The following is a 22,584-nucleotide window of genomic DNA, read 5'->3' on the forward strand; positions in this document are numbered from 1 at the left end:
ACATGCCCATCGGAAGCCCCCCGTCCTCGGTCCGCACCGCCACGGTCGGGCGGCCCGAGGGCCGGGGGGACGCGCAGGCTCCGAAAGCGCGGAAGCTGCGGGGCTCGCGCCGTCCCCTCGCCGACCGCCTCGCGCCGTACGTCCTCGTGGCGCCCGCGGTGCTCATCATCGCCGGGCTGCGGCTGTACCCGCTGGCGCTGGGCGTCAACTTCTCCTTCACCGGCGACGGCGACCGGAACGGGCAAGCGGTCGGGTTCGACAACTACGCGACCCTGTTCGACGACCCGCTGTTCCGCCAGGCGCTCCAGAACGTCGGCCTCCTGGTCCTGCTCCTGCCGGTCGCGGTGGCGATCCCGGGCGCGCTGGCGACGTTCATCTACCTGCGCGTGCCCGGCCATCGGCTCTACCGCAGCGTCTACTTCTTCCCGGCCGTGCTCTCGCCGGTGATCGTCGGCGCGATCTTCAACCTGCTGCTGGCCTACGACGGCACGGCCAACACCGTGCTCGGACTCGTCGGCCTCGGGCCGGTCGACTGGCTCGGCGATCCGGACGTCGCCATGGTCACGGTCGTGGGCGTCCACGTGTGGGCGACCTTCGGCATGGCGCTGGTGGTGTTCCTCGCCGGTTTCGCCACCCTGGACGCCTCGCTCATCGACGCCGCGCGGATCGACGGCGCCTCCCTGCCGCAGGTCATCCGGCACGTCATCGTCCCCGGCCTGTCCCGCACGATCCAATTCGTCTTCGTGACCACGATGATAGGGCTGCTGACGTCGATGTTCGGCCTGCTCTACGTCATGACCGGCGGCGGCCCCGAGGGCTCGACCTATCTGCCCGAGTACTACATCTGGGTCCAAGCCGGCCAGATGAACCGGCCCGCGCTCGCCTCGGCCGCCTCCACCGTCCTCTTCGGCATCATGCTCGTGGTGGGTCTGCTCCAGGCCGCGGTCCTGCGCCGCTCGGGGAGGGAGGACTGATGTCCCGCGCCCGCATCGCCCGATGGCTCATCGTGATTCCCATGGCGGCGCTCGCGCTGGCCACGGTCTACCCGCTGGTGTTCACCGCCAACGTCGCCTCCAAGACCCGGCACGAGTACGTCCTCGACCGCTTCTCGGCGGCCGAATCCCTGCGGTGGGACAACTTCGAGGCCGCGTGGAGCAGCGCCGGCATGGCGCGCTACTTCCTCAACTCGGTCGTCGTCGTGGCCGCCGCGGTCGCACTGCTGCTCCTGGTCGGATCGATGGCGGGGTTCGCATTGAGCCAGTTGCGGTTCCGCGGCTCGCGGGCGCTGTTCCTCGGCTGCCTCGCGGCGCTCTTCATCCCCTTCCAGGTGATCATGGTCCCGCTCGCCCGCACCATGGGCCAGACCGGCCTCATCGACACCTACCCCGGCCTGGTCCTCGCCTACACCGCGCAGTTCCTCCCCTTCACCGTCTTCTTGATGACCAGCTACTACACGGGCATCCCGGCCGAGATCATCGACGCCGCCCGGATCGACGGCAACTCGGTCTACGGCGTCTACCGGCGGATCATGCTGCCGCTCGGCCGGCCGGCGCTGCTGTCGGTGGGCATCCTCAACGCGCTGTTCTGCTGGAACGACGTGCTCATCGCGCTGCTGGTGATGCCCTCGGCCGAGCACCGCACCCTCATGGTCGGCGTCACCTCGCTGCGCGGCCAGTACTCCGCCGACATCCCGACCTTCGCAGCCGGAGTGCTCATCGCCGCGCTCCCGGTCCTGCTGCTCTACCTCTTCTTCCAACGCCAGATCACCGCGGGCGTCACCGTCGGCTCCACGAAGGGGTGACATGAAGATCACCGGGTACCGCACGTTGACCACCGTCCAGGAATGGGGCCGGCCCGTCGGCGACGCCAACGGCGTCATCGCCGACGGGACCGTCACCGTGCCGATCGTCCTGGTCGACACCGACGAGGGCGTCACCGGCGTCGGACTGGGATCGCACGTCGGCCTGGAGACCCTCTTCGCCGCCGTCGAGGGCGAGGACCCGCGCTCGGTGGCCTTCCTGTACGACCGCATGCTGCGATACACCTTCAAGACCGGCCACGCCGGGGCCCTGTTCGGCACCATCGGCGCGCTCGACACCGCCTTGTGGGACATCAAGGCGCAGGCGGCCGGACAACCGCTGTGGCTCCTCCTGGGCGGCCGCGACCGGATCGTCCCCGCCTACGCCTCGGGCCTCGACATCGCTCTGAGCGACGACGAACTGGTCGCGGCCTACCGCGACTACGCCGAGCGCGGCCTGCGCGCGGCCAAGCTCAAGGGCGGCCTCGACGTCGACCGGGACCGCTCACGGCTGAGCCTGGTGCGAGAGGTGCTCACCGAGGCCGCCAAGGGGGAGCGCCCGAGCCTCATGCTCGACGCGAACGAGTGCTGGACCCGCAAGCAGGCGGTCCGCCACATCCGCGAACTGGAGCGTTCCATCGACCTCACATGGGTGGAGGAACCCGTCCGACGCTGGGACGCCGAGGGCATGGCCGTCGTCCAGCGCGGCGTCCGGGCGTCGGTTGCCAGCGGCGAGAACCTCACCGGCCTCGAGCAGTACCGCCCGCTCCTGGCGGCGGGTGCGGTCGACATCGTCCAGACCTCGGCGGTATGGGGGGTCACCCACTTCCTGCGGGTCGCGGCCCTCGCCAACGCCCACGAGCTCCCCGTCAGCCTCATCGGCAACACCCCGGTGGGGCTGCTCCACGCGGCCGCGTCCGTCCCCAACCACCTCGCCGGCGAACTGCAGGGCCTCCTACCGCCGGTCGGCGTCTCGCTCGACCTGCACGTCGAGGGCGGCGCCTTCGTCCTCGGCGACGCACCGGGCCTGGGCGTCCGAATCGACGAGCGGACGATCGCCGCACTCGAACCCCGTCCGAGCGAACCCGACCCCGACGGACCCGCCATCCGACCGGAGACCGCGGGGCGGCGGCTGCACGCCGCCCCGCCGCCCGGCACCGACGCACCGAACCTCAACGAAACACGAGAGGAAAGACCATGAGACACTCACCCCCGAGTCGCGTACGCGCCGCCGCTCTGGCCGCGGCCGGCCTCCTGGCGGCCACCGGATCATTCGTCGGCCTGGCCGCCGACCCGGTGTACGCCCAGGCGGCCGAATACACGTTCTTCGTCGCTCCGAATGGCGATGACAGCGGCCCCGGCACCGTTGATCAACCATTGGAGACCCTCGAAGAGGCCCAGGAGCGGGCTCGCGCGGCCGCCGCCAACGGCGACGGCGACGTCGAGGTCAACCTCCTGGACGGGACGTTCCGGCTCGGCTCCCCGCTGCGATTCGACGCCGCCGATTCCGGCCGCGAGGGGCACACCGTGACCTGGCGGGCCGCCCCCGACGCCGCCCCCGTGGTGACCGGCGCCCAAGCCGTCACCGGCTGGGTCCTCGACGACGCCGGGGCGAACGTCTACCGGGCCGACGTCGGCACCGGCTTCGACACCAGGCAGCTCTACGTCGACGGCGTCCTGGCGCGCCGCGCCGGCCTCAACCTGTCCCCATCGGACATCTCGCTCAATTCGAACGGGTTCACCGTCCAGAACCAGAACCTCGGCTGGCTCTCCGGCCTGCCGGACCAGCAGCGCATCGAGCTCGTGGCGCACCTGACATGGACCACCCGGATCACCCCGGTGGACCACATCTCCGGCTCGACGGTCACGATGCAGCAGCCCGCCTGGGACAACAACACCTGGGGATACGACACGATCCAGAACTCGTACGTCGGCCCGCGGTTCTCCCTGAGCAACGCTCGTCGATTCCTCGACGAAGCCGGTGAGTGGTACCTGGACGCGAACGCCGGAACGCTGTACTACAAGCCGCTGCAGGGCCAGGACCTGGCGAACACGAGCGTCGAGATGCCCCGGCTCGAATCCCTGATCGAAATCGGCGGCACCTACGACCAGCCGGTCCGCGACCTCGAGTTCCAAGGGCTGACCTTCACCGGCACCTCCTGGCTCCACCCCAGCTCGTCCGACGGCTACGCGAACCAGCAGACCGGCACCTTCATGACCGGACACCAGCCCACCCGGCCCGGCGACGCGTTCAACTCGTGCTCGCGCGGCTGCTACGGATTCGAAGGCTCCCGCAACAACTGGTCGCAGACGCCCGCGGCGGTACAGGTCTCGGCGGCCGAAGGCATCGCCTTCGAAGGCAACACCTTCGTGAACCTCGGCTCGATCGGGCTCGGCATCGGCAATGACGCGAACGCCCACGCCACCGGCGTCGGCCTCGGCGCCCACGACGTCTCCGTCACCGGCAACACCTTCACCGAGAGCGCCGGCGGCGGCATCGTGGTCGGCGGCGTCCGCCCCGACGCCCACCACCCCTCCGACCGGCGCATGGTCAACCGGGACATCCTCATCAGCGAGAACAGCATCTACTCGACGGCGCTCGAGTACCTCGACAACGACGCGATCCTGGCCACCTACGTCACCGGGCTCATGATCGACCACAACTACATCGCCGACATGCCTTACAGCGGCATCGGCATCGGCTACGGGTGGGGTGCCAACGACGCCGGCGGCAGCCAGGAGTACCTCAACCGCGGCCTGTACGACTTCCAGCCGATCTACGACACGCCCACGACCCACACCGACGTCCACGTCGTCGGCAACCACCTGGTCGACACCGTGAACACGCTGTGGGACGCGGGCTGCATCTACTCACTCTCGGCGCACCCGAACAGCACGATCGAAGGGAACTTCTGCGACGGCACCGGCCAGCTCGGCATGTACTTCGACGAAGGCTCACGCTACTTCAACGTGACCGGCAACGTCATGATGGACACCGCCGGGCAATGGGCCCACGCGAACATCAACGGGGGCCACAACACCGGTGACCTCACCCTCACCGGGAACTACTCGACCAGTCCCGACATCACCGGCATCCCCGACGGCGAACGCGGCAACACCGTCCAGAACAACACCGTCTTCTCCGCCGGCGACATCCCGGCCGGGGCCGCCGAGATCATGGCGAACGCGGGCCCGACCGACGGCGGCCCCACGCCCGGCTCCGGTGAACTGCGCGGCGTGGGATCGAACCGGTGCCTGGACGTGCCGAACCAGTCGACCGAGAACGGCACGCAGCTGCACATCTGGGACTGCCACGGCGGAGCCAACCAGCAATGGACCCACACCGCGTCCGGCGAGCTGACGGTCTACTCCGGAGGTTCGCGCAAGTGCCTGGACGCCGAGGGCGCCGGGACGGCCAACGGCACGGCGGTGATCATCTGGAACTGCCATGGAGGGACCAACCAGCGTTGGGAGCTGGGCGCCGACGGCTCGGTCGCCAACGTCGCCTCCGGGCTGTGCCTGGACGTCTCGGCCTACGGCACCGCCAACGGCTCCCTGGTCCACCTGTGGTCCTGCCACGGAGGCGCCAACCAGCAATGGACCCTCACCTGACGATCGGGCCGAGGCTCGACCTCCGATCGAGCGGCGTCAGCGGTAATAGCGGTAGACGGCCTGGGCGACGCATGCCGGTTTGGGGCTGTGCTCGAGTTCCACGGTGAAGTCCAGCACCAGCTGGGCGCCGCCGTTGATCTGCTCGGCATCGACGACGTCGGCGTGCAGGCGGATGCGCTCGCCGACGCGCACCGGGGCGGGGAAGCGCACCCGGTTCAGCCCGTAGTTGACGCTCGCGGTGACGCCGTCGATCTCGAGGAGCTCGCCGAACATGGGGATGATCAGGGCCAGTGTCAGGTAGCCGTGTGCGATGGCGCCGCCGAACGGTCCGTCGGCGGCGCGCACCGGGTCGGTGTGGATCCATTGGTGGTCGTCGGTGGCGTCGGCGAACAGGTGCACCCGGTCTTGGGCGACCTCCCTCCAGCCGGTGCTGCCGAGGCCGGTTCCGGCCAGGGCGATGATCTCGGTGATGCCGTCGACTCGGCGGCTCATCGGTACTCCTCTCGCAGTGCTCTTCTGAGGATCTTCCCGGTGGCGGAGCGGGGCAGCTCCACGGCGAAGACCACGGACTTCGGGATCTTGTATCCGGCGAGCCTGCCGCGCAGGAAGCCCAGCAGCGCCGCGGCGTCCGCGTGGCCGGCGCGGGCGGGGACGACGATGGCCCTGCCGACTTCGCCCCAGGTGTCGTCGGGCACGCCGATCACCGCGCAGTCGGCCACGTCGGGGTGCTCACCCAGCGCCGTCTCGACTTCGGCGGGGGAGACGTTCTCGCCGCCGGAGACGATCATGTCCTTCGCCCGGTCGACGATGGACACGTAGCCCTCGTCGTCGACGGTGGCGATGTCGCCGGTGCGGAACCAGCCTTCGTCCAGCGTCGGTGCGGTGTCGTCGGAGCGCCCCCAGTACTCGCGCATCACGTTGGGGCCGGACACCACCACCTCGCCCCGACGGCCGGTCCCGACCGGTCGTGACCGGCCGTCGACGACGCGGGCGTCGGTGAAGAAGTGCGGCACGCCCGCCGTTCCGGCTTTGCGCGCGCAGTCGTCGCCGGACAGGAAGAGCACGCCCGGTGAGGTCTCGGTCATGCCGTATCCCTGGCTGAAGGCGACTCCGCGGTCGAGATAGGCGGCGATCGTGGTCGCCGGGACCGGCGCACCGCCGCAACTGACCTGGCGGAGGCTCGACAGGTCGGCGGCGCCCCACGTCTCGGACCGTGCGATCGCGTCGAACATGACCGGGACGCCGAACATGTACGTGACACGGTGGGCGCCGATGAGCTTCAGGGCGCGGTCGGGGTCGAACGTCTCCTCCAGGATCACTGTGCCGCCCTTGAGCAGTGTCGGCAGGCAGGTCATGTTCAGGCCCGCGGTGTGGAACAGCGGCGCGACGCACAAGGTGACCTCGTCGGAGGCGAGGTCGATGTCGACGAGGACGTTGACCGCGTTCCAGGTGACGTTGCCGTGCGTGAGCAGTGCGCCCTTGGGGCGGCCGGTGGTGCCCGAGGTGTACATGATCATGAAGGGGTCGTCGAGTGCGACCGTCTCGTCGATCGGCGTCGCCGCCGAGCCCGCCAGCAGCTCGTCGTAGCCCAGGGAACCCGTGCCGTCGGAACCGATCGCGATCGAGTGGCGCACGGTGCCCGATGCGATCGCCGCGGTGGGTCCGTGGATCAGCACCGTGCTGCCCGAGTCCGCCAGGCAGTGTTCGAGCTCCGGCGCGGCCAGGCGGGTGTTCAGGGGAACGAAGATCGCGCCGAGCGCGCCGCCGGCGAAGAGCGTCTCGATGAAGGTGCGGTGGTTCGGTCCGAGGTAGGCGATCCGGTCGCCGCGCCGGACGCCGAGATCTCGCAGCGCGTTCGCCAGCCGCCGCACCCGTTCGTTCAAGGCGGCGTAGGTGCAGTGCCCCTCCGAGTCGATGACGGCGGTCTTGCCTGGTGTCTTGCGCGCCCGACGTGCCGCCCATGACCCGATGCCGAAGTCGCGCATGGCTCATCCTCTCTCGGATCCGGGCAGGCCGAGGAGCCGGGCGGCGTTCTCCTTGAGGATCAGCGGCTGGACCTCGGGCTTGAGGTCGAGCTCGGCGAAGTCGGCCAGCCACCGCTCCGGGGTGAGCAGCGGGTAGTCCGATCCGAAGAGCATTTTGCGCTTGAGCAGCGAGTCGGCATAGCGCACCAGGATCGGCGGGAAGTACTTCGGCGACCAGCCAGACAGGTCGATGTAGACCGAAGGCTTGTGGACGGCGACGGCGAGCGCCTCCTCCTGCCAGGGAAAGGACGGATGGGCGAGCACGATGGTCAGATCCGGGAAGTCGGCCGCCACGTCGTCGAGCAGCATCGGGTTCGAGTACCGCAGCCGGATGCCGCCGCCGCCGGGCAGGCCGGCCCCGATGCCCGTCTGCCCGGTGTGGAAGACGGCGGGGAGCCCGAGCTCCTCGAGCGCCTCGTACAGCGGATAGGCCATGCGGTCGGACGGGTCGAACCGTTGCAGGCTCGGGTGGAACTTGAATCCTCGGACGCCGTGGTCGGCCGCGAGGCGGCGGGCCGTCGCCACTCCCGCGGCGCCTCGCCACGGGTCCACGCTGCCGAAGGGGATCAGCACGTCGGGATGGCGGCCGCAGGCCTCGGCCACCTCCTCGCTCGCGATCGGCGGTCGGCCGGTGGCGTGCTCGGCGTCGACGGTGAAGACCACCGCCGCCATGCGGCGTTCGCGATAGTAGGCGGCGATCCGGTCGATCGTCGGGCTCCGCTCCTCGGCCGACGAGAAGTGCGCGGTGGACGCCGCCATCAGATCGTCCGGCAGCGAGGTGTGCCCGCTCTCGGAGATCTCCGCGTGGACGTGCATGTCGATCGCGTCGAGGCCGTCGATCTCCATGGTCACGCCTCAGGGCCCTCGACGGCGGGGACGCCGTACGACTCGGCCGCGGCGTCGAAGGCGGCCGGCCACACGGCCGCGATCGCGTCCGCGTCCCACCCGCCGCCCCGGTAGGCCGTCACCGATTCCCGCGGATGCGACCACAGCGACAACCGGTCGCCACCGATGCCGATGGCCTGGCCCGTGACGGCGGCCGCGGCCTCGGACATCAGGAAGACCGGGAGCCCCGCGGCGTCCTCAGGCGTCCCGAAGCCGGCCCCGGCGCGGAGCCATGCCGGCAGCGGTTCGTGGCGCTCCTCCCATGCGCGCACGTACGGCTCGAAGACGGGGATGTGCTCGGTCATCGACGTCGCCGCCACCGGGATCAGGGCGTTGACCGCGATCCGGTCCCGCGCGCACTCCATGGCCCAGGTGCGGACCATGCCGACGATCGCCGCCTTCGCGGCCGAGTAGTTGGTCTGCCCGACGTTGCCGCGCTGCCCGGCCGGCGAGCCGACCACGATGATCCGCCCGCCCTCGCCTTGCTCCCGCATCCGCCGCACCGCCGCGCGCACGCAGGTGAAGGTGCCGCGCAGGTGCACGTCGAGGACCGTGTCGAAGTCCTCGTCGGACATCTTCCACAGGATGCGGTCGCGCAGCACGCCGGCGTTCGCGATCAGCCCGTCCAAGCGGCCGAACTCCTTGAACGCCCGCTCCGCGAGCGCCTCGGCCACCGCCGTGGCGCCGACGGCTCCGGGCGCGGCGACGGCCCGGCCGCCGGCTTCGGCCGCCACGCCTTCGGCCGCGGCCTCGTCGACGTCGTTGACCACGACCGCGGCGCCGGCCTCGGCCAGTGCCAGCGCGTACGCCCGCCCCAAGCCCTGCCCCGCGCCGGTGACGACCACGGCCTTGCCCGTCAGATCCATCAGTGCTCTCCTTCGTCCTCTTCGGGAATGGTCTCGAGTGTTTCGAAGGCGATGGCCCGGGCGGCGGGCTCCAGCTCGGCATGGAGCCTGCGGAAGAGCCGCTGTGCGCGCTCGGCGGGCCAGTCGGCGGGCAGGTGCCGAACGGGCAGGCGGGGGTCCCGCCGCAGGATCTGCAGCCACTCGGCGGTCAACAAGAGCTGGCGGGCCAACGCGTCGGAGGTCTCGGCCTCGGGCGGATCCGGTGCCCACCGGTCGATGAACCGGTGGTACGTCTTCGCGAGCCCCTCGACGTCCCAGGCGCTGTCGACCAGCTCGTCCACGTCGGTGGGGGCGACCGCTCGGGCCTGGAACACCTTGACGTGCTCGGCGGCCTCGATGCCGTCGAGCAGGCCGTTGACGTCCATCGGCGACGGTGCGATCCAGAGCCCGCCCTGGAGGCCGCCGAATCCGGCCCACAGCAGCCGGGAGCGAAGGAGGTGCCGCTGCCGCCGCTGCGACTCGGGCACGGTGAACCCGAGCAGCGTCCAGGTGCCGTCCCAGTGGTCGTTGGCGACCCCGATCCTCCATATCCGGACCTCGCCGTCATCGAGGATCTCCCGTGAGCGTGGCGTGAGCCCCAGGTAGACCTTGCGCCCGCGCCGATGCCTTCGCAGCAGGCCGTGTTCGGCCATCCGGCTCAACGTCGATCGGGCGGCGTGCTCGGCGATCCCGACGCGGGCGAGCACCTCCAGGACGCTGCCGGTGGAGACCCACACGCCCCGCCCGAGCAGGTGACCGCCGAAGAAGGTGAGCAGCAGCCCCTGCGGACGAACCTCGCTGATGTCACTCGTCATGAAATCATTATAGGTAAATCCTTGACTGTCGTCACATATTTACATAGATTAATTTCTATCGACCGGCCCTCGCCCGGAGCCCGACCGCCATCCCAACCGGAGGCACGCCATGTCTCGGATCGAATCGCCTACGGGGTCCCAGCTCCGCCGCGCGGTCTTCTCCAGCTACCTCGGCAGCCTGATCGAGTTCTACGACTTCCTGCTGTACGCCACCGCCGCCGCCGTCGTCTTCAACCGGGTCTTCTTCTCCGAGATGGAGCCTGTGGTCGGCACCGTGGCCAGCTTCGGCACTCTCGCCGCCGGGTACCTGGCCCGACCGCTCGGCGGCGTTCTCTTCGGGCACTTCGGCGACCGCCTGGGCCGCAAGCGGATGCTCGTCATCACCATGACCACCATGGGCGTCGCCAGCACCCTCATCGGGGCGCTGCCGAGCTCTGAGCAGGTCGGTGCCCTGGCGCCGCTCCTCCTGGTGGCCCTGCGCATCGTGCAGGGCATGGCGCTCGGCGGCGAATGGGGCGGCGCGGTGCTGCTCACCGCCGAACACGCCTCCTCCCGCCGCGGCCTGTGGGCGTCCTTCACCAATGCCGGCGCGCCGAGCGGCATGGTCGTCTCGACCGCAGTGCTGGCCCTGGTCGCCGCCGGCACGACCGAGGCGCAGTTCCTGGCATGGGGCTGGCGGATCCCGTTCCTGGCCAGCGTCGCCCTCCTCGCGCTCGGCCTGTTCGTGCGGCTGAAGGTCGCCGAGACCCCCGTGTACTCGCGGTCCGCCCCGGCCGAATCGGAACGATGGCCGCTGTTTGAAGTGCTCAGGCGGCATCCGCGGAACCTCGCGCTGGCCGTGGGCATCGGCTTCGGCGTGTTCGTCGCCCAGTCCACGCTCACCGTGTTCGTCATCGCCTACGCCGTCGAGGCCGGCTTCGACCGAGGCACTGTGCTGAACGCCCTCGCGCTCTCCTCCGCGCTCGCGGTGGTCGGCATTCTCGGGTATTCGGCCTGGTCGGACCGGGTCGGCAGACGCCCGATCGTGCTGGTCGGCGCACTGGTCATGGCGGCGGCCGCGTTCGCGCTGTTCCCCATGATCGACACCGGTTCCGTCGTCATGCTCACCATCGCCGTGGTCCTCGGACAGGCCGTCGTCCACCCGATGATGTACGGGCCGCTGGCCGCGCTCTACAGCGAGATGTTCGCCACCCGCACCCGCTACACCGGCGCCTCGCTCGGCTACCAGATCTCCTCGACCGGGGCGGGCGCCACGCCCCTCGCGTTCGCCGCGCTGCTCGGCGCGGGCGCGAGCCCTTTCGTGCTCGCCGTGCTCATCGCCGCGTGCTGCCTGATCACGGCGGTGTGCATCTGGGTGGCCGCCGAGACGCATCAGACCGACTTGACCCGGACAACCGCATAGCGACTCCATACACACCGCTGCCGATCGTCACGGATACGACGAATGACCTCGTCGGGTACGGGGGCAAGCCCGACACGAAAGGAAGTCAAGCACCATGAAACGAACCAGAACCGCCTTCGCGGCCGTCCTCAGCGGACTGCTGCTCGCGGCGGCGGGGGTCGCGTTCGCGCCCTCGGCCGCCGCCGCCTCGCTGACGGAGGTGACCGACTTCGGCGACAACCCCGGCAACCTGCGAATGCACATCTACGTGCCGGACTCCCGCCCGGACGACCCCGCGGTCCTCGTGGCCATGCACGGGTGCGGCGGCTCGGGCACCGGGTTCTACTCCGGCTCGGAGTTCGCCTCGCTCGCCGATCAGTACGGCTTCATCGTCATCTACCCCACCGCCACGAAGCAGACGGCGATGGGCAACTGCTTCGATGTGTGGTCGGAGGCCTCCAAACGCCGCGGCGGTGGCAGCGACCCGGCATCCATCGTCTCGATGGTCACTTATGCCGAGCAGCAGTACGGCGCCGATCCGCAGCGGGTCTACGTCACCGGCAGCTCCTCCGGCGGCATGGAGACCAACGCCCTCCTCGCCCTCTACCCGGACGTGTTCGCGGCCGGATCGGTGTTCATGGGCGTGCCCTTCGCCTGCTTCGAGAACGAGGCGGACTTCCCGCCCCAGACCAGCCAATGCGTGAACGGCGGCAAGGACGAGACGCCACAGGAATGGGGCGAGGCAGTGCGGCAGGCGTACCCGGGCTACAGCGGCCCGCGGCCGCGAGTGCAGCTGTGGCACGGCGACCAGGACCCGCTCGTGCCGTACCAGCTCCTGCAGGAAGAGGTCGACCAGTGGACGAACGTGTTCGGGCTCAGTCAGAACCCGACGTCCACCGACCAGCCTGGGCCGAACTGGAACCGCCGCAACTTCGCCGACGCGAGCGGCACCGTGCAGGTCGAGGCCATCACCGCCGTCGGCGCCGGACACAGCCTGCCGCAGGGCGGCATGGCACGGCTCGCCATCGAGTTCTTCGGCCTCGACCAGGCGCCGCCGGACGACGGCACCACCACCCCGCCCGACGACGAGACCACGCCGCCCGCCGGAGACTGCACCGCGACCATTCAGGTCGTCAACGACTGGGGCTCGGGCTGGCAGGGCGATGTCGACATCACCGCCGGAGCTGGCGACATCGACGGTTGGACCCTCACCTGGACGTGGCCCGGCGGGCAGTCCATCTCCAGCAGTTGGAACGCGCAGGTGGCCACCAGCGGGTCCACAGTGACCGCCAGCGATGTGGGATGGAACGGTTCGATCGCGGGCGGCCAGACCAGAAGCGCCGCCTGGGGCTTCATCGGTTCGGGTTCGTCCGCGGCTCCGGCGGTGTCCTGTACCGCCAGGTGATCACGGCCAGGGTGCCCTGCCGTGAACCCCGTAGCGGCCGAGTCGGCCTGTTCCGGGGCGAGGGCCTTCTGGTTCGGTGCGAAGCGCTGAAACCGCCGCATCGACCAGAAGGCCCTCGACGCCGCGTTCGCGGTGGAGGCCTCTTCGACCTCCGGGCGCGGCCCCGGCTGGGCGCCGGTGATCGTCCCGTCGGCGCTCAGCCGCCACCGCTGGTGGGCATCGCGGTCCCGTTGGCTGACCCCTTCTCCTCCGTTTCCGGACGCCGCCGCGAACCAAGCGCGGCGGCCATGACGGCGGTGAGCCGCAACAGGGCTTGACTTCGCCCCTGGGGCAAGGTCGAACATGGGGGAGGATTGAGCCGTGTTCGAGCATTCCGAGAACGGGCGTCGCCGGGCCGCTCGCCCGCTCGCCGCGTTGTCAGGCCCAGCTCCGACACACCCGGATCTGGAAGCCTTTCCGCCCTCCCGGCGGCGCTTGCGAGCTGTGCACCGGCACTGCGAGCGAACGAGCGGTCTCGGGCACCCGCCCCACCCGGGATGCCCGGACACGGCCTGGACAGGAAACCGAGGAGGACCATGACAGGTGATCTGACGGCGGGGGAGTTCGCGACGATGACCGGGCTTTCGGCGAAGGCGCTGCGCCTGTACGCCGAGCGCGGCATTCTCACGCCGGCCTCGGTCGACCCCGTATCCGGGTACCGTTCCTACGCCCGCTCCCAACTGCGGCACGGGATCACGACGGACCTGCTGCGACGTGCCCAGGTGCCGCTGGCCGAGCTCGTCGCCGCCTCGGACTTCGACTTCGAGGACTGGCGCGGCACGGTCGACCTGCGGCGAGGTCTCGAGGACTTCTACCTCGCCGTGGCCGAGCTGGTGAGCGCGTTCGATCCAGCCGGCTTCGTCGCCCACAGCGTCCCGGCCGGCGCCGCCGACTGGGTCGGCGCCGTCGTCGACCTCGACATCCCCGACGACGTCGAGGCCAAGGTCGAGTCCTTCGCCGCGCTCGCGGTCGACGTCCCGGCCGTGCTGACCGCTCTGGACGAGGCCCTGGTCGGGGTCGGCGTCGAGCCCGCGGAGTCGTTCTGGACCGGGGTCCCGGACTCGGCCGCCAGGAACGGCGCTGGTCAGATGTTGCTCGCGCTCCCGGTGCCCGACTCGCTCGCCCCGGCCGTGCGTGCACACCTGGCGGCGCGCGTCCGCGCCGACACCGGGCGGGACCTCGCCGTGATCGGCGGGACGCTGCCGCGACGCGTCGAGGTCACCTTCACCGGTGCCGACGCCGGCGACCTGACGCCGGAGCAGGAAGCCGCCAAGGGATACCTCCACCTCCTCGCCTTCGAGGACCACGTGCGGCGCCACGGGCTCAGGCCCATCGGGCCCAGCGCCCGGCAGGTCGGCAGTCGCGCGGCGCTGGCCGCCGGCGCGAGCGCCGCCGACGACCCGGTCAGCGTCTTCGACGCCCACCCTCCCGAGAGCGGGAAGACGGCCGAGCCGAGGCGCTGACCGCGTTCACCGGTCTCGCCGCTTTCCGGATCATGGCCCGCGGGGACCTGGCGCGCCTCGGGGGACGACCGTCCGTCGGCATGAACGTCACCGGTTCTCCTCGTCGAAGCGGGAGCGTGCGCGCTCGACTTCGGGAAGCCGCTCGGAACTCCAGGCCAGGAGCGCGTCGATCAGGTCTTGCAGCGTCTTGCCGAGCGGTGAGATGCGGTACTCGACGGCGACGGGGCGCGTATTCACGATCACGCGCGTGACCATCCCGTTGCGCTCCAGTCGGCGCAGCGCCGTCGTGAGCGACTTCTGGGTCACCGCGGGGATCGCCCGGCGCAGCTCGTTGAAGCGCAGCGACCGCCCGCAGAGCTGGTCGAGTATCTGCAACGACCACTTGTCGAGGGTCTGATCGAGCAATTCGCGGTGCGCGGCGGACAGTCGCGCGCCCGGGGAGGTTTCGGCCATGAAACCTAGTCTAGTTGAAGTTCCCTTCGTTCACTAGATATACATCAGATACCTGCAATCGCGAGCGAAGGAGCTTTCATGACAGTCAAGTTGCTGACCCCCGAGGGCATGTTCCGGCCCGTGCCCTACCACCACGTCTCCGTGAGCACCGGCACCCGTCACATTCACGTGGCCGGCCAGATCGCGCGCGACGGCGAGGGCGACCGGGTCGCCGCCGGCGACCTGCCCGGGCAGATGGCGCAGGCCCTGCGCAATACCGCCCGTGGCCTCGCCGGCGCCGGAGCGGGCTTCGCTGATGTCGTACGGCTCAGATTCTTCGTCACCGACTGGGAGCCCGAGAAGTACGGGGAATTCATGGCCGGCATCGAGCGGGTCGCCGAGGAGCTCGGGATGCCCCGGCCCTTGCCGCCGCTGTCGGTCATCGGCGTCGACTACCTGTTCGAGCCGGACGTCCTGGTCGAGGTCGAGGCGTACGCCGTGCTCGACTGACGGCGGTGCGAGGCGGCCCCGCGTTCACCGAATGCAGGGCCGCCCGCGGGTGCTCTCTGGCCCCGAGCCGTCGCGCAATGCCATCGAGCCGACGGCAGTGGCCGGGGCGCCGGCCCGAATGCCCGGTCAGATTGTCCGGTCGGGTCCGCGGAGAACGGTCGCGCGCCGTGTGCCGGTACGCCGGGTAGGTGTGATGTAGCCGGTGTCGCCGCCTCGCCTCGTCGTGCGGGGCGATCGGGAGGTTCCGGCGCAGCCGCTCGACGAGGTCCGGATTGGAGATGAAGGCGCGGCCGAAGCTGATCAGGTCGGCCCCCGAGCCCAACCGGCGTTCGGCCGCGGCCTTGTCGGCCTGCGGGAGTTCGCCGGGACGCGAAGGGGTGACGATCAAGGTGCCGGACCAGGCGTCGCAAAGGCCGACCAGGACCTCCTCGTCGGCCGCCGCCTCCAGGTGCACGTACACCAGACCGAGCGGCGCGAGCGCGATCTGCTGACCGGACGCGTCGTGGAACTCCTCCGCACCAGGGACACTCTGGACGGCCTCATCGGACACAATCGCAGGTACTCGGCCGCGAGGGAGAGCGGGCGCTCCGCCGCTTCCGTGGCCGGGTTGTCCTGCGGGCGCCTCTGGCCACGCTGACCGCCATCGCGGTGCGGCGGGTGGAAAGCCGATTGCGGTCGAGGGGCCCGGCATGTGAGGCTCGGGAGGTGCAGATGCATCCCGACCAATTGGACGTGTCGCCCTCCACGGTCCGGAAGCTGGTCGACGTGCAGTTCCCACAATGGCGGGGCCTGCCTGTCAGCCGCGTCGCCTCGCAGGGAACGGTCAACGCCGTCTTCCGCATCGGCGACGAACTCGCCGCCAGGTTCCCGCTGGAACCAGGAGATCCCGACCAGACCCGCCGGTGGCTCGAAACGGAGGCCGTCGCGGCGCGGGAACTGCTGGGCAGCACCCGATTCGCCACCCCCGAACCGGTCGCGATCGGCGCACCGGGGGCGGAGTATCCGCTCCCGTGGTCGGTGCAGACCTGGGTGCCGGGCGACATCGCCGACCGGGCCGACCCCGGCGGGTCGGTCGCGTTCGCGCGGGACCTGGCCGAGTTCATACGCGGCGTGCGCTCGATCCCGACCCGCGGCCGGGTCTTCACCGGACACGGCCGCGGTGGCGACCTCAAGGCCCACGACGCGTGGATGGCGACCTGCTTCGAGCGCAGTGAGCGGCTGCTCGACGTGCCGCGGCTGCGCCGCATCTGGGCGGCCCTGCGGGAGCTGCCGCGCGGCGCGACCGAGGACGTCATGAACCACAAGGACCTCATCCCCGGCAACGTGGTGGTGTCCGACGGGCGCCTGGCCGGAGTGCTCGACGTCGGTGGGCTCGGCCCGGCCGACCCCGCCCTGGACCTGGTCGGCGCCTGGCATCTGCTCCAGACCGAGCCGCGTCGTGCGTTCCGCGGGGCCCTGGGCTGCGGCGATCTCGAATGGGAACGCGGCAAGGCCTGGGCGTTCCAGCAGTCCATGGGAGTCGTCTGGTACTACGTCGACAGCAACCCGGCCATGAGCCGCATGGGCCGTCGCACACTGGAACGCATCGCGGCCGAGACTTCCTGAGAGGACATCTGCGATATAGCGGCGCAGCGTCGACGGCAGACCATCGCGCAACTCCACTGGTGCCGCCGCCTGCGCCTCCGCTGGGAACGACGCAGTGACCTCCACCAAGCCTTCCACGAACTCGGCTGCGCCCTCATCTGCCGGCGCCGCCTCCAGAAGAGTTAGGAACTTTAAGCCGGTCAGTTCCGTTGCCGGTACAAACTGACCAGCATGCCGTAGCGGTCGTCGCCTTCCGAGGCCGGTTGCAGGTTCTCGACGGCCGTCTCGAGTATGGTGCGCAGTTGTTCGGCTTGCTCCGAGGTGAGCCGTACGTGGCGAAGCAGCAGCAGCGGTTCGTCTTCGGCGGCCACGACCCTGGCGTCGACCGCCGATGCGCTCGTGCTCGACCTGCGCGAATGCCTGGGCGGTGACCCGGACACGGTCGCCCTGGTGTGCAGCTACCTGTTCGACGAGCGCGTCCACCTCAACGACGTGTACGAGCGGGAGGGGGACCGGGCCACCCAGTCGTGGACCCAGCCCTATGTTCCAGGAAGACGGTTCGGCGCTGGAGAAGCTCAAGGTCTCGGCCGCGTAGCGGACAGCGTCCCTTGCAAGTGATCTTCGTCCTGCTGTCTCTCGCAAATGGAACATCGGGATCTTCGCGGCTGGTCACCCGATGGGGCTCGTTCCCAGCGGTCGCCACCGGTGAGCGTGGCGGCCAGGGGCGCGCCACCGGCATCGGTGATGAGGTGGTGCCGGAGCCCGGCGGCCCCGATCTGCCGGGCTCCGAGCGGTGTCGGGCCGCCACGCAGCGCTCTCAGGTGGGAGGAACCGACCACGGCCCGTTCCAGGTCGAGTCGGCCTGACCGGCCGCTCGCGGACCGGCAGCAGCGGCTCGATCACCGCCCGCAGCTCATCATCGACGATCCACGGGCCCTGACTTCGCCGCTGCCGCGGCCCACGCCTCCCACACCTCATGTCATCGAAAGCGAGCCGAAGGCGAAGAAGTTGCGAGTGTTAAGCGGCCTGCTGCGGCTTCCACCAGGCGAGATTGGCGGCCACATCGGCCAACGCCTCGATGATCTCCCAGGCCTCGACGATCTTGCCGTCGTCGATTCGCCAGATGTCGATCACCGCGATGCCCGAGCGGACGTTCGGGAGCGAACGACGCGAGTAGAGCATCACGAAGTCGCCGTCCTCCATCACCTGGAGCGGCTCGATCTGCATGTCGGCGATAGGAGCCAGGCGGGCGCCGGCCAGCCACTCCTCCTTGGTCGAAGAGGTCGAGTCCGGCTTGTGGTGGACGAAGTCGTCGCTCAGATATGGCGCGAGAGCGTCGATGTCGCCCGCGGCGACGACGCGTTCGAGTGCTTCCTGGATCAGTTCCTTGTTTCCTGTGGTCATGTCCGCAAGTATTTCTGCGGCTCGGTTCGCCGTCAATGAACTCGCATTTCATGGCGCTCCGCCGTGAGCGCACTATCCTTGACCGCCATGTACTCGGTCGGGAACCTCCTGCGGCAGTGGCGCCATCGTCGCGGGCTCAGCCAATTCGATCTGGCGATAGCCGCGGACGTATCGGCCCGCCACGTCAGCCTGGTCGAGACCGGCAAGTCCAAGCCGAGCGCCGAGATGGTGCTCCGGCTCGCCCACCACCTCGACGTGCCCCTGCGGGACCGCAACCTGCTGCTCCTCGCGGCGGGCTTCGCGCCCAAGTACGCCGAGCAGCCGCTCCACGCCGACGCCCTCGCCGCCGCCCGCAAGGCGGTCGAGCGGGTGCTCCAGTCGCACGAGCCGTACCCGGCGCTGGTCCTCGACCGCCGCTGGAACATCGTGCGGGCGAACCGGGCGGTCGACGCGTTCTTCGCCGCTGTCGACCCCGACCTGCTGCGGCCTCCGATCAACATGCTGCGATTGGGCCTCGATCCGCGCGGACTCGCCCGCATGGCCGGCAACATGTCCCAGGTCCGTTCGGTGCTCCGCAACCGCATCACGCGCCAGCTGGCGGCCGCACCCGATTCCGAGCTGACCGCGCTGTACGAGGAGCTGCTCGGACCCGAGACGGCAGAGGATTCCGGCGAGATCCTGGAGTCGGACGTGGTGATCCCGATGGCCGTGCGGCTGGACGGCCGGGAGCTTCGACTGTTCTCGACCGTCACCACCTTCGGCACCCCGCTGGACATCACACTGGACGAGTTGACCATCGAGTCCTACTACCCGGCGGACGACGAGACCGCCGCCTACTTCAACGAATCTCGGAGCGACTGATCCTCCCCAGAAGGAGCCCTCATCGGAGTCCACGAGGCATTCCTCTGCCTCGATGCGCACTGTCCTGTCGGCGCCGCCTCGGAAAAGTCAGGGCCTTTCAAGTGGCGCGGGCCGATGCTTCGCCGACTCGATCCACGCAGGGGAGCCGCTCGCCGGTGTCGAGTCGCCCGGACGCTGCCGCCCACCCGCCGGTGGCGCAGCCTGACACAGGCCGCGTCGCTGAGCGTGATGCGGGTCAGCCCACCCGGGGCCGCGCTGTCCGCAAGGGGGCGCACGCGGCCGAGAAGCGCCGCTTGACCGCGCATTGGCGCAGGTCTGGTCGGCGTCGCGGGGCGAGTGGCGCCTCCTCCGGCCGGCCTGAGGCGCCGGCGTGGAGTGGGTGCACCCGGTTTCAGGGCCGAGGAGTACAGAAAGCGATTGACGGTCCGGTGGTGCCGCGGTTAGGTTCGGCCGATGCCAATGCCTCCGTCTCAGGATGTACTTGAAGCCTTCGCCGCGGTCGGCGAGCCGCATCTGCTCCAAGGCGGGCAGGGCAAGACTTGGCGGGTCGGCTCCGTCGTGTTGAAGCCAGCGGGCCTGGCAGCGGAGAGTCGGTGGCAGGCTTCGACCCTGGACGCGCTTCCCGACACCGACCGAGTCCGTATCGCTCGCCCGGTGCGCGCGGTCTCCGGCGACTGGCTGCACCAGGGCTGGGAAGCCTGGCACCACCTCGCCGGCCGCACCGATCCGACGCGATGTGATGCGGCCATCGAGGCCGGAGCGGTGTTCCACGAGCTGCTCGCCGCCGTACCGCGTCCGGACTTTCTCGACATCCGGGACAACTGGTGGAGCCGCGGCGATCGTATCGCGTGGGATCTGACCGCCGTCGCAGAAGCGCCGGTCATCAGGCGACTGATGAAGGCCCGAGAGCGGGTTTCGCTTGGGGAGCAATTGGTCCACGGAGACCTGCTCGGCAATGTCCTCTACGAGCCGGGACTGCCTCCGGCGATCATCGACTGGGCGCCCTACTGGCGTTCGCCTGCATGGGCCGCGGCGGTGGCGGTGATCGACGCGTTGTGCTGGCACGGCGCCGACAACGAGCTCCTCGAACGCTGGTCGCATCTCGCGGAATGGCCGCAGATGCTGTTGCGGGCCCTGCTATACCGCATGATCACCGACCTCGAGGCCTCCCGGGCGGCAGGCAGCGGTTGGCAGCCCCATCCGGCCTACGAACCAGTCGTGAAACTGGTTCTCACCCGCGCCGAGCTGGAATAGTCGTATCTCCTCGGCCGAGCGTCGGCCGGACATCAATGAAGCGCGTGAAATCATGCTCCTGTGGCAGATATGGCCAGTGCGGCGAATGAGATGATGGTTGAACGGTTTTCAATCACGCCCGAGATGCCCGGCGCCCACGAAGTGACCTGTACAGTTGCGCCTAAGGGCTGAGACCGGGGGCGGCACTGGAGGAAGCGAAATCTTGAAGACAACCGGAATCAGAAGCGAAGCACGACCATGGCGATAGCCGATCACGACGCCTACATCGCCGCAGCGCCCGAGCCGTTCCGGCCATCGCTGAACCGCTTGCGCGCGCTCTTGGCCGGCGCGCTGCCGGAGGCGGAGGAGATCGTGGCCTACAACATGCCGGGGTTCCGTATCAACGGCTCCGTCGTCGCGAGCTATGCGGCGTTCAGCAAGCAGTGCGGTCTGTATCTCCTTCCCAGTGTCATCGCCGATCATGCCGAGGAGATCGCGGCCCTCGGCTTCAAGGCGACCAAGACCGGCATCACATTCTCGCCGCGGAAACCGATTCCGGACGAGCTCGTCGAACGGCTGGTGCGGGCGTCGCGAAAGGCCGCCCGGGCCTGACCGCTCCGAGTACGATTAAGGGTTGTCCCTAGGTTGGTAAGCAGCCCAGTCGGGTCGGGTGTGGCTGAAAGGTTGTTGCCGCGATGGTGGCTTTGCAGGACTGGCCGCCCGGTCCGGCGAGGCGCTCCGGAATCTACCGGGGAAGGCGTCGAGGCTGCGCCTCTGGGAGTTCTTCGGTCAGGCTCGCCCTAGCAGCGAGTCAATGGCCGCAGCCGCGTTCGGCTCAATGCGGCTCGGTGCCGGACCGCCCGGCCAGGTGCGCCCGCGGTCGATCCAAATGGTGCTCAACCCCGCCGACTGCCCTCCACCGACGTCGGCTTTCGCACTGTCGCCGATCATCCAACCGCCGAGCGCGAGGTCGGCGCCGCACCGGCTCGCGGCAATGGCGAACAACTCCGTCATGGGCTTCTTAATCCCCTCGGCGCCCGACACCGCCCAACCATCGACGACCACGCTCAGCTGCGCGTGCATGATAGTGGCGACCTGCGTGTCCTCACGACCGTTGGTCACGATGCCGATCCGCCACCCGCGTTCTCGCAGCCGTGCGAGCCCTGCTTGGACACCAGGGTCGGGCTTGATCAATGACGGCTTCTCGGTCCGGTACCGCGCCCAGAGCTCCTCAACGCTCTCGCGCAGTCCGAACCGCTCCCTGACGGCCGCGAAATAGCGGTCCTTGGGGGTCAACCCGTCGCCATCCTCAGCGACCAACCACTCAATCGCCCCGGACCCGAGTCCATGCCGAGCAACCAGGCCTTCGGCCCACCGACGGTGCGCATCGGCCCGATCGACCAGTGTGTTGTCGAGGTCAAAGAGCGCGAGCAGTTGTGTCACATGAGGCATCCTAGACTGCTGACCATGTTCGGCCACTGGACACTGGGCTTGACGCTGCAATCCCCTGGGGCTCATGGGATCATGCGAAAGTGGCAGGTGTGATCAGCGTAGTGGATGGGGAAATGGTCGAGCTGTTCAGCGGATTGAACGCCCGGCAGTTTGCGAAGCCGGTACGCCGGCTGCGGCGCACAGGCGCCGACCCGGCGCTCAAGGGTCGTCCATGGGGACTGGCCTTCGAAGACAGGATGCTGCTGGTCGTCGTCTACTGACGCGCCAACCTGACCAGGCGACAGATCGCTGCCCTGTTCGGCACCTCGAAGTCCGCCGCCGACCGGATCATCGACGACCTGGCGCCGAAGCTCGCGCTCCGACCGCGACAGCGGCACTCATCCGAGGCAGTCCTGATCGTGGACGGCACGCTGGTGCCCACTCGCGACACACCCTTGGTGGCGAAGTCGAAGAACTACCGCTCCTCCACCAACCATCAAGTGCTCATCCACGCCGACACTCGACCGGTCGTCGCCGTCGGCGCACCACTGCCGGGCAACCGCAACGACTGCAAGGCGATCGGTGAAGGCGTCCACGACGAGCACGTGCATGACCGCGATGCCGACCGGCGGCCGATACGGCACGCTCGGCCTCTGATCGGAGGCGCCGAGTGCCGGTCGAGTTGCGGAGCGAAAATTTCGGTGCTTTCTCGGGCGGACGGGGCTCGTGGGATCCACAGAGCGACACGGTTGCTGAGGATTGCAACCGGGCGGCCGGCGCCGAGCGCGCCCTGTGGAGGACACTGTCCCTGACCTCAAGCTCA

The 22,584-nt window shown here is 69.5% G+C and carries 22 protein-coding genes and 1 pseudogene; 14 read left to right on the forward strand and 9 right to left on the reverse strand.

Going from position 1 to position 22,584, the window contains the following annotated elements; all coding sequences use genetic code 11:
• The first annotated feature begins 2 nt into the window (after window positions 1-2).
• Genes YWW_RS0115130 through YWW_RS37805 form a run of 4 tightly spaced genes read left to right on the forward strand, consistent with a single transcriptional unit; the run spans window position 3 to window position 5,410 of the window.
• A complete protein-coding gene (locus YWW_RS0115130; protein WP_026930764.1) occupies window positions 3-974 on the forward strand; it encodes a carbohydrate ABC transporter permease in 972 nt (323 codons plus the stop codon).
• The gene (locus YWW_RS0115135) at window positions 974-1,801 is read left to right on the forward strand and encodes a carbohydrate ABC transporter permease (RefSeq protein ID WP_026930765.1); all 828 of its coding nucleotides are present in this window, start codon (window positions 974-976) and stop codon (window positions 1,799-1,801) included. The genes YWW_RS0115130 and YWW_RS0115135 overlap by 1 nt, the downstream gene beginning before the upstream one ends.
• Before the next feature lies 1 nt (window position 1,802).
• Complete coding sequence (locus tag YWW_RS30740) at window positions 1,803-2,999, forward strand: mandelate racemase/muconate lactonizing enzyme family protein (RefSeq protein WP_035701207.1); 1,197 nt, start codon at window positions 1,803-1,805, stop codon at window positions 2,997-2,999.
• The gene (locus tag YWW_RS37805) at window positions 2,996-5,410 is read left to right on the forward strand and encodes an RICIN domain-containing protein (RefSeq protein ID WP_026930766.1); all 2,415 of its coding nucleotides are present in this window, start codon (window positions 2,996-2,998) and stop codon (window positions 5,408-5,410) included. The genes YWW_RS30740 and YWW_RS37805 overlap by 4 nt, the downstream gene beginning before the upstream one ends.
• A gap of 36 nt (window positions 5,411-5,446) precedes the next feature.
• Here YWW_RS37805 and YWW_RS0115150 read toward each other — a convergent pair whose 3' ends face one another.
• Genes YWW_RS0115150 through YWW_RS0115170 form a run of 5 tightly spaced genes read right to left on the reverse strand, consistent with a single transcriptional unit; the run spans window position 5,447 to window position 10,018 of the window.
• Window positions 5,447-5,902, reverse strand: coding sequence for a MaoC family dehydratase (locus YWW_RS0115150; protein ID WP_026930767.1), 456 nt, complete (start codon window positions 5,900-5,902; stop codon window positions 5,447-5,449).
• Entirely contained in the window at window positions 5,899-7,395 is a 1,497-nt protein-coding gene (locus YWW_RS0115155) for an acyl-CoA synthetase (protein WP_026930768.1), read from the reverse strand. Before YWW_RS0115155 ends, YWW_RS0115150 begins: the two co-directional genes overlap by 4 nt.
• Window positions 7,396-7,398: 3 nt before the next feature.
• Complete coding sequence (locus YWW_RS0115160; RefSeq protein ID WP_026930769.1) at window positions 7,399-8,280, reverse strand: amidohydrolase family protein; 882 nt, start codon at window positions 8,278-8,280, stop codon at window positions 7,399-7,401.
• A gap of 2 nt (window positions 8,281-8,282) precedes the next feature.
• Window positions 8,283-9,185: an SDR family oxidoreductase gene (locus YWW_RS0115165; protein WP_026930770.1), complete on the reverse strand. Its 903-nt coding sequence runs from the start codon at window positions 9,183-9,185 to the stop codon at window positions 8,283-8,285.
• Window positions 9,185-10,018 carry a PaaX family transcriptional regulator gene (locus tag YWW_RS0115170; RefSeq protein ID WP_026930771.1) on the reverse strand — a complete coding sequence of 278 codons (834 nt, stop codon included), beginning with the start codon at window positions 10,016-10,018 and terminating at the stop codon, window positions 9,185-9,187. Before YWW_RS0115170 ends, YWW_RS0115165 begins: the two co-directional genes overlap by 1 nt.
• Window positions 10,019-10,127: 109 nt before the next feature.
• Between YWW_RS0115170 and YWW_RS30745 the strand changes: the two genes are divergently transcribed.
• The 3 genes from YWW_RS30745 to YWW_RS30750 all read left to right on the forward strand — a co-directional run bounded on the left by YWW_RS30745 (window position 10,128) and on the right by YWW_RS30750 (window position 14,306).
• On the forward strand, window positions 10,128-11,420 hold the full coding sequence (locus YWW_RS30745; RefSeq protein WP_051325871.1) for an MFS transporter: 1,293 nt from the start codon (window positions 10,128-10,130) through the stop codon (window positions 11,418-11,420).
• A gap of 94 nt (window positions 11,421-11,514) precedes the next feature.
• A complete protein-coding gene (locus YWW_RS0115180) occupies window positions 11,515-12,804 on the forward strand; it encodes an extracellular catalytic domain type 1 short-chain-length polyhydroxyalkanoate depolymerase (RefSeq protein ID WP_026930772.1) in 1,290 nt (429 codons plus the stop codon).
• 575 nt (window positions 12,805-13,379) lie between these two features.
• Window positions 13,380-14,306 (forward strand): MerR family DNA-binding transcriptional regulator, encoded by a 927-nt coding sequence (locus YWW_RS30750; protein ID WP_051325872.1) that lies wholly within the window; start codon window positions 13,380-13,382, stop codon window positions 14,304-14,306.
• Window positions 14,307-14,393: 87 nt separating this feature from the next.
• On the opposite strand, the gene YWW_RS0115190 is transcribed toward YWW_RS30750, so the two are convergent.
• Window positions 14,394-14,759: a winged helix-turn-helix transcriptional regulator gene (locus YWW_RS0115190; RefSeq protein WP_026930773.1), complete on the reverse strand. Its 366-nt coding sequence runs from the start codon at window positions 14,757-14,759 to the stop codon at window positions 14,394-14,396.
• Window positions 14,760-14,837: 78 nt separating this feature from the next.
• Between YWW_RS0115190 and YWW_RS0115195 the strand changes: the two genes are divergently transcribed.
• A complete protein-coding gene (locus YWW_RS0115195; protein WP_026930774.1) occupies window positions 14,838-15,248 on the forward strand; it encodes a RidA family protein in 411 nt (136 codons plus the stop codon).
• Window positions 15,249-15,959: 711 nt separating this feature from the next.
• Complete coding sequence (locus YWW_RS0115205) at window positions 15,960-16,853, forward strand: aminoglycoside phosphotransferase family protein (protein ID WP_026930776.1); 894 nt, start codon at window positions 15,960-15,962, stop codon at window positions 16,851-16,853.
• 179 nt (window positions 16,854-17,032) lie between these two features.
• On the opposite strand, the gene YWW_RS36000 is transcribed toward YWW_RS0115205, so the two are convergent.
• A complete protein-coding gene (locus tag YWW_RS36000) occupies window positions 17,033-17,203 on the reverse strand; it encodes a hypothetical protein (RefSeq protein ID WP_155830195.1) in 171 nt (56 codons plus the stop codon).
• A gap of 28 nt (window positions 17,204-17,231) precedes the next feature.
• On the opposite strand from YWW_RS36000, the gene YWW_RS0115215 reads away from it, so the two are divergent.
• Window positions 17,232-17,450, forward strand: coding sequence for a S41 family peptidase (locus YWW_RS0115215; protein ID WP_026930777.1), 219 nt, complete (start codon window positions 17,232-17,234; stop codon window positions 17,448-17,450).
• A 399-nt stretch (window positions 17,451-17,849) separates the two neighbouring features.
• Here the strand turns inward: YWW_RS0115215 and YWW_RS0115220 are convergent, their stop codons facing one another.
• Window positions 17,850-18,236 carry a nuclear transport factor 2 family protein gene (locus YWW_RS0115220; protein ID WP_026930778.1) on the reverse strand — a complete coding sequence of 129 codons (387 nt, stop codon included), beginning with the start codon at window positions 18,234-18,236 and terminating at the stop codon, window positions 17,850-17,852.
• 87 nt (window positions 18,237-18,323) lie between these two features.
• On the opposite strand from YWW_RS0115220, the gene YWW_RS0115225 reads away from it, so the two are divergent.
• The 3 genes from YWW_RS0115225 to YWW_RS0115235 all read left to right on the forward strand — a co-directional run bounded on the left by YWW_RS0115225 (window position 18,324) and on the right by YWW_RS0115235 (window position 20,942).
• Window positions 18,324-19,097 carry an MmyB family transcriptional regulator gene (locus tag YWW_RS0115225; RefSeq protein WP_026930779.1) on the forward strand — a complete coding sequence of 258 codons (774 nt, stop codon included), beginning with the start codon at window positions 18,324-18,326 and terminating at the stop codon, window positions 19,095-19,097.
• A gap of 453 nt (window positions 19,098-19,550) precedes the next feature.
• Window positions 19,551-20,351, forward strand: coding sequence for a TIGR02569 family protein (locus YWW_RS0115230; protein WP_026930780.1), 801 nt, complete (start codon window positions 19,551-19,553; stop codon window positions 20,349-20,351).
• 237 nt (window positions 20,352-20,588) lie between these two features.
• Window positions 20,589-20,942 carry an iron chaperone gene (locus YWW_RS0115235; RefSeq protein WP_026930781.1) on the forward strand — a complete coding sequence of 118 codons (354 nt, stop codon included), beginning with the start codon at window positions 20,589-20,591 and terminating at the stop codon, window positions 20,940-20,942.
• 177 nt (window positions 20,943-21,119) lie between these two features.
• Here YWW_RS0115235 and YWW_RS0115240 read toward each other — a convergent pair whose 3' ends face one another.
• On the reverse strand, window positions 21,120-21,773 hold the full coding sequence (locus YWW_RS0115240; RefSeq protein ID WP_026930782.1) for an HAD family hydrolase: 654 nt from the start codon (window positions 21,771-21,773) through the stop codon (window positions 21,120-21,122).
• Window positions 21,774-21,862: 89 nt separating this feature from the next.
• Here YWW_RS0115240 and YWW_RS37385 point away from each other — a divergent pair.
• Window positions 21,863-22,339, forward strand: a pseudogene (locus YWW_RS37385) (transposase family protein); the annotation flags it as partial.
• Window positions 22,340-22,584: the final 245 nt, after the last annotated feature.

The sequence above is a fragment of the Glycomyces tenuis DSM 44171 genome, assembly GCF_000427885.1.
GTDB lineage: Bacteria > Actinomycetota > Actinomycetes > Mycobacteriales > Micromonosporaceae > Glycomyces > Glycomyces tenuis.

Bases quoted from the DNA above. Each gene is read 5' to 3' on its own strand.
- YWW_RS0115130 (WP_026930764.1), top strand. From the start codon at position 3: ATGCCCATCGGAAGCCCCCCGTCCTCGGTCCGCACCGCCACGGTCGGG.
- YWW_RS0115135 (WP_026930765.1), top strand. From the start codon at position 974: ATGTCCCGCGCCCGCATCGCCCGATGGCTCATCGTGATTCCCATGGCG.
- YWW_RS30740 (WP_035701207.1), top strand. From the start codon at position 1,803: ATGAAGATCACCGGGTACCGCACGTTGACCACCGTCCAGGAATGGGGC.
- YWW_RS37805 (WP_026930766.1), top strand. From the start codon at position 2,996: ATGAGACACTCACCCCCGAGTCGCGTACGCGCCGCCGCTCTGGCCGCG.
- YWW_RS0115150 (WP_026930767.1), bottom strand. From the start codon at position 5,902: ATGAGCCGCCGAGTCGACGGCATCACCGAGATCATCGCCCTGGCCGGA.
- YWW_RS0115155 (WP_026930768.1), bottom strand. From the start codon at position 7,395: ATGCGCGACTTCGGCATCGGGTCATGGGCGGCACGTCGGGCGCGCAAG.
- YWW_RS0115160 (WP_026930769.1), bottom strand. From the start codon at position 8,280: ATGGAGATCGACGGCCTCGACGCGATCGACATGCACGTCCACGCGGAG.
- YWW_RS0115165 (WP_026930770.1), bottom strand. From the start codon at position 9,185: ATGGATCTGACGGGCAAGGCCGTGGTCGTCACCGGCGCGGGGCAGGGC.
- YWW_RS0115170 (WP_026930771.1), bottom strand. From the start codon at position 10,018: ATGACGAGTGACATCAGCGAGGTTCGTCCGCAGGGGCTGCTGCTCACC.
- YWW_RS30745 (WP_051325871.1), top strand. From the start codon at position 10,128: ATGTCTCGGATCGAATCGCCTACGGGGTCCCAGCTCCGCCGCGCGGTC.
- YWW_RS0115180 (WP_026930772.1), top strand. From the start codon at position 11,515: ATGAAACGAACCAGAACCGCCTTCGCGGCCGTCCTCAGCGGACTGCTG.
- YWW_RS30750 (WP_051325872.1), top strand. From the start codon at position 13,380: ATGACAGGTGATCTGACGGCGGGGGAGTTCGCGACGATGACCGGGCTT.
- YWW_RS0115190 (WP_026930773.1), bottom strand. From the start codon at position 14,759: ATGGCCGAAACCTCCCCGGGCGCGCGACTGTCCGCCGCGCACCGCGAA.
- YWW_RS0115195 (WP_026930774.1), top strand. From the start codon at position 14,838: ATGACAGTCAAGTTGCTGACCCCCGAGGGCATGTTCCGGCCCGTGCCC.
- YWW_RS0115205 (WP_026930776.1), top strand. From the start codon at position 15,960: ATGCATCCCGACCAATTGGACGTGTCGCCCTCCACGGTCCGGAAGCTG.
- YWW_RS0115220 (WP_026930778.1), bottom strand. From the start codon at position 18,236: ATGACCACAGGAAACAAGGAACTGATCCAGGAAGCACTCGAACGCGTC.
- YWW_RS0115225 (WP_026930779.1), top strand. From the start codon at position 18,324: ATGTACTCGGTCGGGAACCTCCTGCGGCAGTGGCGCCATCGTCGCGGG.
- YWW_RS0115230 (WP_026930780.1), top strand. From the start codon at position 19,551: ATGCCAATGCCTCCGTCTCAGGATGTACTTGAAGCCTTCGCCGCGGTC.
- YWW_RS0115235 (WP_026930781.1), top strand. From the start codon at position 20,589: ATGGCGATAGCCGATCACGACGCCTACATCGCCGCAGCGCCCGAGCCG.